The 14618-nt window shown below is 70.2% G+C and carries 13 protein-coding genes; 5 read left to right on the plus strand and 8 right to left on the minus strand.

Features of this window, described 5'->3' with window-relative positions; translation table 11 throughout:
• Positions 1–5: 5 nt before the first annotated feature.
• On the minus strand, positions 6–797 hold the full coding sequence (locus ABG085_RS17580; protein ID WP_347979236.1) for a GntR family transcriptional regulator: 792 nt from the start codon (positions 795–797) through the stop codon (positions 6–8).
• 165 nt (positions 798–962) lie between these two features.
• On the opposite strand from ABG085_RS17580, the gene ABG085_RS17585 reads away from it, so the two are divergent.
• The 4 genes from ABG085_RS17585 to ABG085_RS17600 are packed head-to-tail and all read left to right on the plus strand — an operon-like array spanning position 963 to position 4530.
• Positions 963–1886, plus strand: coding sequence for an ABC transporter ATP-binding protein (locus tag ABG085_RS17585; protein ID WP_347977035.1), 924 nt, complete (start codon positions 963–965; stop codon positions 1884–1886).
• A complete protein-coding gene (locus tag ABG085_RS17590) occupies positions 1883–3502 on the plus strand; it encodes a polyketide antibiotic transporter (protein ID WP_347977036.1) in 1620 nt (539 codons plus the stop codon). The genes ABG085_RS17585 and ABG085_RS17590 overlap by 4 nt, the downstream gene beginning before the upstream one ends.
• Before the next feature lie 16 nt (positions 3503–3518).
• The gene (locus ABG085_RS17595) at positions 3519–3989 is read left to right on the plus strand and encodes a helix-turn-helix domain-containing protein (RefSeq protein WP_347977037.1); all 471 of its coding nucleotides are present in this window, start codon (positions 3519–3521) and stop codon (positions 3987–3989) included.
• Positions 3990–3999: 10 nt separating this feature from the next.
• Positions 4000–4530, plus strand: coding sequence for a ribonuclease H (locus tag ABG085_RS17600; protein ID WP_347977038.1), 531 nt, complete (start codon positions 4000–4002; stop codon positions 4528–4530).
• Between the two features lie 269 nt (positions 4531–4799).
• On the opposite strand, the gene ABG085_RS17605 is transcribed toward ABG085_RS17600, so the two are convergent.
• The 7 genes from ABG085_RS17605 to rlmN form a co-directional block, all read right to left on the minus strand.
• Entirely contained in the window at positions 4800–5162 is a 363-nt protein-coding gene (locus ABG085_RS17605) for a VOC family protein (protein WP_347977039.1), read from the minus strand.
• A 140-nt stretch (positions 5163–5302) separates the two neighbouring features.
• Positions 5303–5785 carry an NUDIX domain-containing protein gene (locus ABG085_RS17610; RefSeq protein WP_347977040.1) on the minus strand — a complete coding sequence of 161 codons (483 nt, stop codon included), beginning with the start codon at positions 5783–5785 and terminating at the stop codon, positions 5303–5305.
• A gap of 20 nt (positions 5786–5805) precedes the next feature.
• A complete protein-coding gene (locus ABG085_RS17615; RefSeq protein WP_347977041.1) occupies positions 5806–6819 on the minus strand; it encodes an aldo/keto reductase family protein in 1014 nt (337 codons plus the stop codon).
• Between the two features lie 126 nt (positions 6820–6945).
• Positions 6946–9090, minus strand: a complete 2145-nt coding sequence (locus tag ABG085_RS17620) for an ABC transporter ATP-binding protein (RefSeq protein ID WP_347977042.1) — start codon at positions 9088–9090, stop codon at positions 6946–6948.
• A complete protein-coding gene (locus ABG085_RS17625; protein ID WP_347977043.1) occupies positions 9087–10820 on the minus strand; it encodes an ABC transporter ATP-binding protein in 1734 nt (577 codons plus the stop codon). The genes ABG085_RS17620 and ABG085_RS17625 overlap by 4 nt, the downstream gene beginning before the upstream one ends.
• A 233-nt stretch (positions 10821–11053) precedes the next feature.
• Complete coding sequence (locus tag ABG085_RS17630; RefSeq protein ID WP_347977044.1) at positions 11054–12685, minus strand: DUF4407 domain-containing protein; 1632 nt, start codon at positions 12683–12685, stop codon at positions 11054–11056.
• A gap of 65 nt (positions 12686–12750) precedes the next feature.
• Entirely contained in the window at positions 12751–13992 is a 1242-nt protein-coding gene (gene rlmN / locus ABG085_RS17635) for a 23S rRNA (adenine(2503)-C(2))-methyltransferase RlmN (RefSeq protein WP_347977045.1), read from the minus strand.
• 126 nt (positions 13993–14118) lie between these two features.
• Here rlmN and ABG085_RS17640 point away from each other — a divergent pair, with 126 nt between their 5' ends.
• Positions 14119–14613, plus strand: a complete 495-nt coding sequence (locus tag ABG085_RS17640; protein WP_347977046.1) for a GNAT family N-acetyltransferase — start codon at positions 14119–14121, stop codon at positions 14611–14613.
• The last annotated feature ends 5 nt before the right edge of the window (positions 14614–14618 follow it).

Genomic DNA, 14618 nt, shown 5'->3' on the forward strand with positions numbered 1-14618 from the left:
GCCTTTCAGTGGTGCGGCCCTTCGACGGGCTCAGGGACCGAACGGGGCGCGGGGGCCGCACCGGTCGCTGAGGCTGTCGAAGCGCCGAGGGATTCGAGGATGCTGTGGAGCGCGTTGTGCAGGTGCACGTGCGTGGCGTGCGCAGCGAGATCCGCGTCGCGAGCGCCGATCGCGGAGGCGATCAGATGGTGCTCGGCGACGGATGCCGCGAGCCGGGCGGGATTGTCGCGCGCGAGTCGCCGCACCCGGACGAGGTGGGTGCGCACGGTGCGCAGGGCTGCGGTGAGGTAGTCGTTGGCGACGGCGGCATCGAGCGCCAGGTCGAACCGCTCGATGAGCGCGTAGTAGGCGTCGGTGCTGCTGACAGCTGCCGGGCCGTCGACACCGTCCCGGCGCTCGGACCCGGCGGCGACGTCAGCCTCGGATGCCGGGGACGCGCCGGAGGGGGCGCCGGCACCGTCGAGGTCGACGCGGGCGAAAGCGCGGGCAAGATCGGCGAAGGCCACGGCATCCCCTCGCTCGGCGGCGAGGCGTGCAGCGGACTCTTCGAGCGCCCGGCGCACTTCGAAGATCTCGCGGATGTCGTCGGCGTCGATCGCGGTCACGACCGTCACCCGCGGCGACTGCTGAGCCACGAGTCCGTCGGCCGCCAGGCGACCGAGCGCTTCGCGCAGCGGGGTGCGGCTGACGCCGAGACGCGCGGCCTGCTCGACCTCGCCGAGCACGGCCCCCGGACGCAGGACACCCGACTGGATCTCATCGAGGAGAGTCGCGTAGGCGCGGTCGCTGGCCCGCATCCGCATCACCTCCTCGTTCCACATCTCGGCCAGTGTATACATAAACCGGCGGTTACGCACCGATCCTCCCCTCACACGCGGCGAAGGTATACAACGCCATCGCCGGGCGTGAGGAAAGCGTGAGGAGTATTCACGAATTCATGAATTCGGCGTAGCGTCAGCGCCATGTCGACAGTCATCCGCACCAGCGGCCTCACCAAGCACTACGGTCGCGTCCACGCCCTCGACGGGCTCGACCTCACCGTCGACGAGGGCCAGATCCACGGCTTCCTCGGGCCCAACGGCGCCGGCAAGTCCACCACGATCCGGGTGCTGCTGGGGCTCGCGCGCAAGACGGGCGGCGAGGCATCCGTCTTCGGTCAGGATCCGTGGCGCGACGCCGTCGCCCTGCACCGTCGCATCGCCTACGTCCCCGGCGACGTCAGCGTGTGGCCCAACCTCTCGGGCGGCGAGGCGATCGACCTCATGGCGCGGCTGCGCGGCGCCGCACGCCACGACAAGGCGTACATGGCCCAGAAGGAGCGACTGTCCGAGGCGTTCCAGTTCGACCCGCGCAAGAAGGGCCGCGCGTACTCGAAGGGCAACAGGCAGAAGGTCGCCCTCATCGCCGCCTTCGCCGTGCCGGCCGACCTGTACATCCTCGACGAGCCGACGAGCGGCCTCGACCCCCTCATGGAGGTGATGTTCCGCCACGAGATCGCGCGGGTGCGCGCGGCCGGCGCGACCGTGCTGCTGTCGAGCCACATCCTGTCGGAGGTCGAGCAGCTGTGCGACCGCGTCTCGATCATCCGCGCCGGCCGCATCGCGGAGGCCGGCACGCTCGCCGAGCTCCGCCACCTGACCCGCACCGAGGTGTCGTTCCACGGGACGGATGCCGCGGCCGCCACGGGCATCCCCGGCGCCCACGACGTCGTGGTCGAGGAGGGCCGCGTCGCGTTCACCATCGACAGCGACGCCGTGGCAACCGCTCTCCCCGCGCTCGCGGCCCGCGGTGCCGCGGGCCTGCGCATCGCCCCCGCCTCGCTCGAGGAGCTGTTCCTCCGCCACTACGGCGACGAGCTGGCCGACATGAACGGCGACGGACGATGACCCGATTCCTCGCCCTGCTCGGCCAGCGCATCCGCCGCGACTGGGTGCAAGTGCTGCTGTGGGCGGTCGGCACCGGACTGCTCGCCTACGCGTCGTACGTCGGCGTGGCCGACGCCTACGGCACCGACCAGGACCGCACCTCGCTGCTCGCCGCCGCCCTGGCGAACCCCGTGATCCTGCTGTTCCGCGGCCTGCCGTCAGGCACCGATCAGGGCGCGTTCATGGTCTTCCTCATCTTCCCCTGGCTCGCGATGCTCGCCGCGTTCATGAGCACGTTCCTCGCGGTGCGGCACACGCGCGGCGACGAGGAGTCCGGCCGCGCCGAACTCGTCGCGGCCACCCCCGCCTCCCGCACGCTGCCCTTCGTCGCGACGGCGACGCACGGGCTGCTCGCCAACGCGCTCCTGGGTGCGCTCACGGCCGGCGCGTTCCTCGCGGTCGGCCTCGATGTCGAGGGCGCGGCTCTCGCGGGTGCCGCCGTCGCCGCGGTCGGCGTGACCTTCCTGGGCGTGGGGCTCCTTGCGGCGCAGCTGATGCGCACTTCGCGCGGCGCCAACGCGCTGGCCGTGTGGACGCTCGTCATCACGTTCGTGCTCGCGGGGATCGGCAACGCCATCGGCACGCCGAGCGACGACCTCACCCGCATGGAGAGCTCCTGGCTCACCTGGCTCTCGCCCTTCGGATGGGGCGAGAACACGCGGGCCTTCGACGAGAACCTGTGGTGGCCGGCCGGGCTGGCGCTCGGGGTCGGTGTCGTCCTCATCGTGGTGTCGGCGGCACTCGTCTCGGCGCGCGATCTCGGCGGCAGCTTCATCGCCGAACGACAGGCGCGAGCGGATGCCTCGGCCGCCCTCTCGACCCCCTCCGGCCTGGTCTGGCGCCTCACGCGGGGCGCCGTCCTGGGCTGGGTCGTCGGCGGGCTCATCGTCGGCCTGCTCTCGACCTCGCTCGCCTCGATCGTGCAGGAGGTCGGCGCCTCCAACCCCGCCGTCGAGAACATCCTTCGCCAGATCTCGGGCGAGGGCAGCATCGAACAGGGCACCGTGACGACGTTCTTCACCATGCTCGGGGTGCTGGCCGCCTGTGCCGCCGTGCAGGTCGTGTGCCGTGCGCGGCAGGAGGAGGCCCACGGCACCGCCGAGCCGCTGCTCGCCGCACCCGTCGGCCGGGTGCGGTGGCTCGCGGACTACCTCGTCATCGCCCTGCTCGCGATCGTGCTCGTGGTCGCCGCGGCCGTCGGAGGTGCGGCGATCGGCATCGCCTCGCAGGACGGCGACATGGATCTGATGCGCACGGTCGTCGTGGTCGGCGCAGGACAGGTGGCCGGGGCATCCGTGTTCCTGGTCGTGACGGCGCTGGCCTTCGTGCTCGTCCCGCGGCTGACCATCCCGCTCGGCTGGACCCTGGTCCTGCTCGGGATGATGCTCGGCCTGTTCGGCCCGCTGTTCCTGTTCCCCGACTGGCTGGTGCACCTCTCGCCCATCGCCGTGACACCGACGATGGTGGGCGACGAGGTCGACCTTCGCGGGCTGTGGTGGCTCCTGCTCGCCACGGGCGTCGGTGCCGCCGCGTCGCTCGCTCTGATGCACCGCCGGGAACTGGAAGCGGGAGGATAGTCAGCGAGGGGGCCAGGTGACCAGCGAGCATCCGGGTGTCGACGCAGCCGAGCAGGCTGCGGCGATGCTGACCACGGCGGGCATGGCCCGCATGCCCGCGCGCGTGATGATGGCCCTCGTCGGCTCACCCGACGAGGGCTACACCGCGGCCGAGCTCGGCGACCGTCTCGGCGTCTCGGCAGCCGCGGTGTCGGGCGCGGTGCGGTACCTGGTGTCGATGCGGCTCATCCAGCGGCTGTCGCGAGCCGGAGACCGTCGCGACCGGTACGACCTCACCGACGACGCATGGTCGGGCATGATCACGGCCAACGCCCCGCTGTACGCGGCGCTCGCGGCGCACATCGACAGCATCGCCGACGACAACGACGGCGCACCCGTCTCGGTCGCGCGGGCGCGTGACGTCGCCGACTTCCTGAGGTACCTTTCCGAGCGGATGCCGCACCTCGCGGAGGAATGGCGGGCCGAGCGCTCGTCGGGCGCACGGTAGCCTTGCCCGAGTGACCGACGCGCCCCGCTACATCGTTGCCACCGACGGAGCCTGTAAGGGCAACCCGGGACCGACCGGCTGGGCCTGGGTCGGCGAGGACGGCCACTGGGCCGCCGGCGCGATCCCGCTCGGCACCAACAACGTCGGTGAGCTGATGGGCCTGCTGAAGGCGATCGAGGACCACGCCGACGTGGAGAACCTCGTGGTGCAGGCCGACTCGAAGTACGCGATCGACACCTACACGAAGTGGATGGACGGCCACCGCCGCCGCGGCTGGAAGACCTCGACCGGTGCGCCTGCCAAGAACGTCGACATCCTCGAGCAGCTCATCGTCGCCCGCGATGCCCGCCGCGCCGCCGGCCTGCCCGACGTCGTGCTCGAGCACGTGCGCGGCCACTCCGGCCACGTGCTCAACGCCTGGGCCGACGAGCGCGCGGTGCGAGCCTCGGAGCACGCGGCGAAGGGCACGGCGAGCGCCTGGTCGTCGCTCGGCGCGCAGGACCCGATCGACGTCTCGACCCGCCCCAAGAACGGCCGCTGAGCCCCGTCCTTCCGTAGGGGCATCCTCAACTGAGGATCTGAGCCGAGATGCGGGTCGACTCGCTCGGAAGCTCCCTCATTCCGGCAATCCTCCTCAACTGAGGATGCGGATGCCGATTCAGGGCGCAGACGACGGCTCACAGTCCGGACGCGGGCCCAGGATCCGGACGCGGGCCCAGGATGCTGACGCGAGCTCGGAACCCGGACGCCAGCCGACCAGCCGGACCTCAGCTGAGGAACGACGGGAAGGCCGGCGGTCGACGCAGGGCGTCAGGCGTCCGTCGTGCCCTCGTAGAGGCCGATCGCGTTGCCGTCGGGGTCGGCGATCACGGCCCACCAGCTCGTGGGAGAGATCTGGTCCTTCTCCATCAGCACCGTGGCGCCGGCATTCTTCGCCGCCGCGACCGTCTCGTCGATGGAGTCGACCTCGACGTACGAGCGGGGCTGCGTGAAGCCCTCCTCGCGCGGCGCGAGGCCGCCGCCCGAGATCTTGTTGGGCGCCTGCCACATGGGGTAGCCCTCGAAGCCGGGCACCTCGGCGATCTGCCAGCCGAACAGGCCGGAGTAGAACTCGGCCGCCTTGCCGAGGTCGGTGACGGGGATGTCGATGTGCGTGATGTCGCCGTGAGCCATGGGGTTCCTCTCGTGCGGATCCGACCCGGACAGTCTCCGCCGCCCTCACGGCCCCCGCAAGGGCCGCTCGCCGCTGCCGCGCCGATCGGAACGGTGCCGTCCGAACAAGCCGCCGGCGGACTCGGTCGTACCCGAACGGCTCAGCGACCCGACGAGGCAGCCTCCGCGAGGTGCTGCTCCAGCGCATCGATCGCCGGACGCTGACCCTTCACGAGGCGCTCGCGTGCGGCATCCGTATCAGTCCATTCCACGCGGTCGACCTCGGGGAACGACGCCGTCCGCCCCGAGCGCGGCGGCCACTCCAGCTCGAACTCGCCGAACGCGAGGCCGTCGAGCGAGAAGCCGCTGCCGTCGGCGACGAACACCGTCACCCGTTTGCCCGACGAGTACGCGAACGTGCCGAGCTCGGCGTACGGGGGCTCGGGCGGATCGATGCCGAGCTCCTCGCGGAACTCGCGGCGCGCGGCATCCAGCGCGCTCTCCTCGCCCTCGGCGAACTCGCCCTTGGGGACAGACCACGCGCCGGCATCCTTGCTCGCCCAGAACGGCCCGCCCATGTGCGCGATGAGCACTTCGAGGGAGGGCGCGAGCCGATAGAGCAGGATGCCGGCGCTGGTGATCACGGTCGTGGGCTGCCGAGACCTCAGACCACGCGGGTCTTCGGCGAGACGGTGTAGGTGTCCTCGGGGTCGTCGTAGACGACGCCCGAGAGGGCCGTGTCGATCGCGGCCATGGTGTCGGCGTCGAGCACGACGCCCGAGGCCTTGACCGTGTCGGAGAGCTGCTCGGGACGGGATGCCCCGACCAGCGCCGACGCCACGTTCTTGTTCTGCAGCACCCAGGCGATCGCGAGCTGCGGCAGCGACAGGCCCGCTTCCTCGGCGACGGGCTTCAGCCGCTGGACGGCCTCGAGCACCTCGTCACGGAGGAACCGCTGGATGAACTGCGCGCCGCTCTTCTCGTCGGTCGCGCGCGAGCCCTCGGGCAGCGGCTGACCGGGCAGGTACTTGCCCGAGAGGACGCCCTGTGCCATCGGCGACCAGACGATCTGCGAGATGCCGAGCTCCTCGGAGGCCGGAACCACCTTGCCCTCGATCACTCGCCAGAGGGCCGAGTACTGCGGCTGGTTCGAGATGAGCTGGATGCCGTAGCTCTTGGCGAGCGTGTGCCCCTCGCGCAGCTGCTCGGCCGTCCACTCCGAGACGCCGATGTAGAGCGCCTTGCCCTGCCGCACGACGTCGGCGAACGCCTGGAACGTCTCTTCGATCGGCGTCTCGTAGTCGTACCGGTGCGCCTGGTAGAGGTCGACGTAGTCGGTGCCGAGGCGGCGGAGCGACGCGTTGATGGATTCGAAGATGTGCTTGCGGCTCAGGCCGGTGTCGTTCGGCCCCTTGGGACCGGTCGGCCAGTACACCTTGGTGAAGATCTCGAGCGACTCACGGCGCTGGCCGTTCAGCGCCTTGCCGAGCACCTCCTCGGCGAGGGTGTTGGCATAGACGTCGGCCGTGTCGAACGTCGAGATGCCGGCGTCGAGCGCTGCGTGGACGGTGGCGATGGCGGCCGAGTCGTCGACCTGCGAGCCGTGCGTGACCCAGTTGCCGTAGGTAATCTCACTGACTTTGAGACCGCTGTTTCCGAGGTACCGGTAATTGACCATGGGAAAACGCTACCTGCCCGCACGGGGTCGTCGGCGCGATCCCGCCGTTCGCCTGTCACAAAGACAACACGACGGATGCCGCGACCCGGCGCGCGAGCGCGGGGTGCGGCATCCGTCGTCAGGAGGTCAGACGACCGGGGCCGACTCGTCCTCGACGGCGTCGCCCGCAGACTCGGCGAGCGGCTCGCCGTGCTCGGCCTCGGCCAGCGCGCGCGCCTCCTCGTCGAGATCGGTCGCCGCCTGCTGGAACTGCGAATTGTAGAGCCGGAAGTACGCGCCCCGGGCGACGATGAGGTCGTCGTGCGTGCCCTTCTCGACGATCCCGCCGTTCTCCATCACGAGGATGAGGTCGGCGTCGCGGATGGTCGACAGGCGGTGCGCGATGACGAACGACGTCCGGCCTTCGCGGAGCGCCGCCATGGCGTGCTGCAGCAGCAGCTCGGTGCGGGTGTCGACCGAGCTCGTCGCCTCGTCGAGGATCAGCACCGACGGCTGGGCCACGAAGGCACGGGCGATCGTGATGAGCTGCTTCTCGCCGGCCGAGATGTTCGACGCGTCCTCGTCGAGGAGCGTCTCGTAGCCGTCCGGCAGCGAATGCACGAAGCGGTCGACGTACGTCGCGCGGGCCGCGGCGAGGATCTCCTCGTCGGTGGCGTCGGCGCGCCCGTAGCGGATGTTCTCGCGGATCGTGCCGGCGAACAGCCACGGGTCCTGCAGCACCATGCCCGTCTTGGCGCGGATGTCGCGCCGCGTGAGCTGCGCGATGTCCTGCCCGTTGAGGAGGATGCGGCCGCCGTCGAGCTCGTAGAAGCGCATCAGCAGGTTCACGAGGGTCGTCTTGCCGGCACCGGTCGGGCCGACGATCGCGACCGTCTGCCCCGGCTCCACCCGGAAGGACAGATCGTGGATGAGGGGGCGGTCGGGCGTGTACGAGAAGGCGACGTCCTGGAATTCGATGGTGCCGTCGCCGTCCACCGGCTCGGGCGCGTCCACGGCGTCGGGCTCCTGCTCCGGAACGTCCAGGAGCTCGAACACCCGCTCGGCCGACGCCGTGCCGGACTGCACGACCGCGGCCATGCCGCCCAGCTGCGCAAGCGGCTGGGTGAACTGCTGCGAGTACTGGATGAACGCCTGCACGTCGCCGAGACGCAGCTGGCCTCCGGCGACCATGAGCGCCCCGAAGACCGCGATGCCCACGTACGTCAAGTTGCCGATGAACATCATCGCCGGCTGCATGATGTTCGCCAGGAACTGCGCCTTGAACGAGGCCTGGTAGAGCTCCTCGTTCTCGAGGCGGAACGCCTCGCGTGCGCTCTTCTCGCGGCCGTACACCTTGACGAGCGCGTGACCCGAGAAGGACTCCTCGACGCGGGCGTTCAAACGACCGACCTTGCGCCACTGGATGCCGAAGGCCTTCTGGGAGCGCGGCCCGATGACACCGAACAGCACGGCCATGAGCGGGAAGCTCACGAGCACCACGAGTGTCAGCTGCCAAGAGATCGACAGCATCATGATGAGCACGCCGACGACGGTGAGCACGCTCGTGAGCGCCTGGGACAGAGACTGCTGCATCATCTGCGTGATGTTGTCGATGTCGTTCGTGACGCGCGAGATCAGCTCGCCGCGCTGCACACGGTCGAAGTAGCTGAGCGGCAGGCGGTGGATCTTCGCCTCGACCTGTTCGCGCATGCGCCACATCACGCGGACCATCACGACGTTCATGACGTAGCCCTGGATCCACGTCAGCAGCGAGGCCGCGAAGTACAGCGCGAGCACGAAGAGGAGCACACGGCTGAGCGCCATGAAGTCGACGCCCACGCCGGGCTCGAAGTTCTGCATCGCCGACACGATGTTCGCGAGGTCCTGCTGGCCGGCGTCTTCGAGGCCTTGAACGACCTGCTCCTTGGTCGCGCCGGCCGGAGCCATCCCCGAGACGACGCCCTCGAACAGGATGTTCGTGGCCTCGCCGAGCACCTTCGGGGCGGCCACCGTCAGCACGACGCCGATCGAGCCCAGGAGCGTCACGAAGACGAGGGGGAACGCGTGCGGCTTGAGCATCCCGAGGAGGCGCCGGAACGAGACTCCGAAGTTCGCGGCCTTGCCGGGGGCCACGCCGCCGCTCCAGTCGTCCGCGGCGAGGCGGGCCTGCTCGGCGAGTTCGAGCTCGAGCTTCTCTTCGGGACTCAACTCGGCGACCGCTGCCCCGATTTCGGCGGCTTCGCCGCGCTTGCGGCGGGACGCGCGGGAGGTGGTGTTGCTGTCGTCGCTCATCGGGCGACCTCCGCTCCGAGCTGGGATTCGACGATCTCGCGATAGGTCTGGCTCGTCTCGAGCAGCTCCTCGTGGGTGCCGAGACCCACGATGCCGCCGTCATCGAGCACGACGATCCGGTCGGCGTCGGTGACCGTCGACACGCGCTGCGCGACCACGATCTTGGTGACGTCCGGCAACTCACGCCACAGCGCCTGCCGGAGTCTCGCGTCGGTGGTCAGATCGAGCGCCGAGAACGAGTCGTCGAAGACGAGCACGCGCGGGCTGTGCACGATCGCACGCGCGATCGCCAGACGCTGTCGCTGTCCGCCCGAGACGTTGGTGCCGCCCTGGGCGATGCGCGCGTCGAGGCCGCCGTCCATCTGCGCCACGAAGTCGCTCGCCTGTGCGATCTCGAGCGCGTGCCACAGCTCGGCATCGGTCGCCTCCTCGCGGCCGAATCGCAGGTTGGAGGCGATCGTGCCCGAGAACAGGAACGGACGCTGGGGCACGAGGCCGATCGTGCGCCACAGCGCGTCGAGGTCGGCCTGCCGCACGTCGACGCCGCCGACGAGCACCGCGCCGTCGGTCACGTCGAACAGACGCGGGATGAGCGATATCAGCGTCGTCTTGCCGGCGCCCGTCGATCCCACGACCGCCACGGTCTCGCCGGGCGCGGCGCGGAAGCTGATGGCCGACAGGATCGGGCGCTCCGCGCCCGGGTACGTGAACGTCACGTCTCGGAACTCGACGGCACCGGGCTCGGGGAACTCCGCACGCGCGTCCGCCGGGCGGGCGAGCGTCGAACGGGTGTCGAGCACCTCGCCGATGCGTTCGGCCGACACGGCGGCGCGGGGGATCATCATGGTCATGAAGCTCGCCATCATGACGCCCGACAGGATGATCATGACGTACTGCATGAAGGCGAAGAGCGTGCCGATCTGGATCTCGCCGGCATCGACTTGAATGCCGCCGAACCAGATCACCCCGACGACGGTGACGTTGAGGATCAGCATGACGGCCGGGAAGAGCACGACGAACAGCGAGCCGACCTTGCGTCCGACGACCATGATGTCGGTGTTGGCCTCGGCGAAGCGCTCCTCCTCGATCGGCTCGCGCACGAACGCGCGGATGACCCGGATGCCCGTGAGCTGCTCGCGCATCACCCGGTTCACGCCGTCGAGTTTGACCTGGAAGGAACGGAAGAGCGGCACCATGCGGCCGATGATGAGCCCCGCGACGATGAGCAGCACGGGCACGGCCACGGCGATGATCCACGAGAGGCTCGGGCCCTGCGAGACGGCGAGGATGATGCCGCCGATCGCGAGCAGCGGTGCCGACACGAGGAAGGTCGCCGACATCATCGCCAGCATCTGCACCTGCTGCACGTCGTTGGTGTTGCGGGTGATGAGCGACCCCGCACCGAACCCGGTGACCTCGCGCTCCGAGAAGCCCGAGACCCGCTCGAAGATGTCGTCGCGCATGTCGCGCCCGGCTCGCATGGCGGCGCGTGCCGCGAACCAAGTGGCGATGATCGAGGCCACGATCTGGCCGAGCGACACCGCGAGCATCAGCAGGCCGGTGTTCAGGATGTACTCGGTATCGCCCTGGACGAGACCGTTGTTGATGATGTCCGCGTTGAGGTTCGGCAGGAACAGCATGGCGAGCGCGGACGCGAACTGGAACACCAGCACGCCGAGCAGCAACCAGCCGGATGCTTTGAGATAGCGGACGAGGAGCTTGGCGAGCACGGAGTTCTCCCGGACGTGACGAGGCCATGACGAAACGCCGCCTGATGCGGTGTCCATGGGTGCCGATCCACCTTCGCACGGGCTCCCGACATCGCGGCAGTCCCGTTCACGGAGGGCGAACGAGGCTCGCGGGCGGCTGTTCCCGCGACGTCGGTCACTCTAACACGATATATCGCGAGCCACAGCCCTGCCTCGTCCACCCGGACACGACAGCGGAGAGCGGATGCCTCGGCTCAGGCAGGCCCGCCCTGGGCGATGTCAGCCCTCTCCCGCCAGCTGCGCGCGGTCACCCGATCCAGCGCCACCTGGCGGCGCAGGGCGTCGGCCTGCTCGTAGAGCGACGGGTTGCCCCAGCTGGTCAGCACCTTCACGAGCACCGGGAGCAGCTCGATCATGAAGAACAGTCCGGCGATGAGCCAGTGCGCCCACGCCAGGGTGGGCTCGCGCTGCGACAGGCGTTCCAGCCCGCTGATCTGGCTCAGAAGGCCTACGGCTCCCGCGTTCCCGCCGGCGACCTCCGCCGCCCGCGCGTCGTAGGCCTGGAGCGCCGCCTCGTACTGGGCCCGTGCCGCGGGCAGCTCGTCCTCTGCCTGCTGCTTGTTCTGCTCCTCCGAGGCGCCGGCGCTGGCGGTGCCCGCCGACTGCGCGGCCGCGAGATCCGCCTCGGCGGTGCGCAGCTTCGCGGCGAGGTCGTCGTACGAGGCCTGTGCCTGCGAGAGCTGCGCCTGGGCGGCACCGGAGCTCGCGCCCTCGCCCGCGACGCCGCTGCAGCCCGGCACCTCACCGGCGCCCTGGCCGGTCAGCTCGCACTGGTAGATCGCGCGCGCCTGGTCGATCACCTGCTGCTGGGCGGCGAGCTTCGCCGTCAGATCGTCCACGGTCTGCTGCGCGGATGCTGTCGCCGCCGACGTGGTGTCGGCTCCCTCGACGATGCCGCTGGCCGCCTGGCTCTCGAGCGCGGCGACACGTTCGCTCGCGGCATCCAGCGCCTGCTTCTCGGGGCCCTCGGTGACCGCGTCCTGATCCGACTGCGCCTGCACGATGTTGGTCGCCGTCACCTCGCGCGAGATGTCGTTGTGGAAGATCTGCAGCACGAGCGGCTCGGCCACGACGATGCCGATGACCGCGGCCATGATCACGCGGGGGATCGCGAGCCCGATGAGCCTGCCGACGCTGTGCGTCGAGCGCATGGTCGAAGTGAGGAAGCGGTCGAGGTTGAAGATGATGAGCGCCCAGACGATCGCCAGCGGCAGCGCACCCCAGGCGACGATCCGGACGCCGGTGGTCAGCGCGAAGTACATCGAGATCGCCGAGATCAGGGCGGTGCCGGCGATCACGAAGAACATCTGCACGAAGCGGGGCGTCTCGATGGGCACCTGGTCGAGCACCGAGGCGTCGGCGCCGCCCAGAACGGCGAGCCTCCGCCAGCCCGAGCCGCGCTCCTTGCGACGCTTGGCGCGCTTCGCGCGAGCCGGGCGTGCGGGAGCAGCCTCTTCCGCGGCGGGCTCCTCCGCCTCGAGCGGCGCGGGGGCCGCCGCCTCGTCCACGGCTCCCCACTCGCCGATCCGCGCCGTTTCCGCGACCTCGGCCTGCTCTGCCGCGGCGGGGGCAGGAGCTTCCCGCGCCGCCACCACCTGGACCGGCTGCGTCGGGTTCATCGCGAGCGCGTCCTCGAGCAGGTCGCGCGTCACCGGATACGGGTCCTCGGGGCCGTCGGCATCCACCCGCTCGTCGCTCGGCTCGCCGGCGGCCTGCTGGGCCCGCACGTCGTCGAGGTACAGATCCTCGGTCCGCTCGCCGTCCGTCTCGAACTCGATGCGGCCGTCAGAGCCGAATCGGCCGGGCCGGTGTGCGGAGAAAGACATCCCGACACCCTAGACAGGCCAACCTGTGCGGCAGGTGTGTCTGGCTCTGCGAAGAGGCGGCGGGCTCAGTCCTCGAGCGGGGTGACGGCGGCGACCGCCTCGTCCTCTTCGGTGGCGACGAGCTGCCCGCAGGCGCCGTCGATCTCCTTGCCGCGGGTGTCGCGGAGAGTGGTGGGGATGCCGGCGTCGTTGAGGCGCCGCACGAACTCGTTCTGCACCGGCACATCCGAGGCCGTCCAGATCGAGCCGGGCGTCGGGTTGAGCGGGATCGGGTTCACGTGCACCCAGCCGCGACCGCGGGCGTTGAGCTTCTCGGCCAAGAGGTCGGCGCGCCAGCCGTGGTCGTTCATGTCCTTGATGAGCGCGTACTCGATCGACACACGGCGTCCGGTCTTGTCGAAGTACGCACGCGCGGCGTCGAGCGCCTCGTCGACCTTCCAGCGCGAGTTCACCGGAATGAGCTCGTCACGCAGCTTGTCGTCGGGGGCGTGCAGCGACAGCGCGAAGGTCACCGGGATGTCCTCGTTCGCGAGCTTCGTGATCGCCGGCACGAGCCCGACCGTCGACACGGTGATGCCGCGCGCGCTCATGCCGAGGCCGTGCTGCTTGTCGGTCATGACGCGCACCGCCTGCATCACCCGCGCGTAGTTGGCTAGCGGCTCGCCCATGCCCATGAAGACGATGTTCGACACCCGCTCGGCGGAGTGATCGGTCTTCTTCTTGCCGCCGAGGCCGCCCTCGGCGATGAGGCGGTTGGCGCGCACGATCTGCTCGATGATCTCGGCGGCCGACATGTTGCGGGTGAGTCCGGCCTGCCCGGTGGCGCAGAACGGGCAGTTCATGCCGCAGCCCGCCTGGCTCGACACGCACAGCGTGATGCGGCCGGGGTAGCGCATCAGCACCGACTCGACGAGGGCGCCGTCGTGCAGCTTCCACAGGAACTTGATCGTGTCGCCGCGGTCGGTCTCGAGGCGCCGCACCTCGGTGAGAAGGGGCGGGAGCATGCCGTGGACGAGCTCCTCGCGGCCCTCGGCCGGCAGATCCGTCATGTCGGCGGGGTTGTGCGTCCAGTGCTGGAAGTAGTGCTTCTCGAGCTGCTTCGCACGGAAGCCGGGAAGCCCCAGCTCCTTGACCTTCTCTACGCGCTGCTCGGGGGCGAGATCGGCGAGATGCACCGGCGGCTTGCCGCGCTTGGGACTCGCGAACTGGAGAAGCGGCCGCCCCTCGGCATCCTTCTTCTGGGTCCATCCCTCAGTCGCCGGACGCACCTGCCGGGGCTTGGTCGTGCGCACAGGCGAATCGGTCATGAAATCCAGGGTAGGGGACGCGCCTGGACGGATGCCGATGCCGGCGCATCACGGCCGCCCGCGCACTCGTACCCACGCGTGGTCAACCCCCATCGGGCGAGCCGGCGGCGCCCTTAGCCTGACTCGGTGAGCGACGACACAGACCTGACGATCCGACCGATCCAGCCCCGCGATGCCGGCGAGGTGCTGACGCTGCAGCGTGCGGCCTTCGTGCAGGAGGCGCTCATCTACGGCACGCCGGACATGCCGCCCCTCACCCAGACGCTCGAGGAGCTCGAGGCGGAGCTGACCGAGAACCTGGGCGTCGTCGCGCTCGACGGCACGCGCCTGATCGGAGCGCTGCGCGCACGGATCGACGGCGATCTGGTGCTCGTCGGACGCATCGCGATCGCGCCGGACCGCGCCGGCGAGGGCATCGGCAGCGCGCTGCTGGAGGCGGTCGAGCGCCGCGGCGCCGGCCGGGGCGCCACGGAGGCGGAACTGTTCACCGGCTCGCTGAGCGAGGCGAACATCCGCCTCTACGAACGCCTCGGGTACGCCGAGACGCAGCGGGTGTCGGGCGACGACGGCACCGAGCAGGTCTTCCTCCGCAAGCGGCTCGACGCGAGGCGCCGCGGCTAGGCTCG

The sequence above is a fragment of the Microbacterium sp. ProA8 genome (assembly GCF_039905635.1).
Taxonomy (GTDB): Bacteria; Actinomycetota; Actinomycetes; order Actinomycetales; family Microbacteriaceae; genus Microbacterium; species Microbacterium chionoecetis.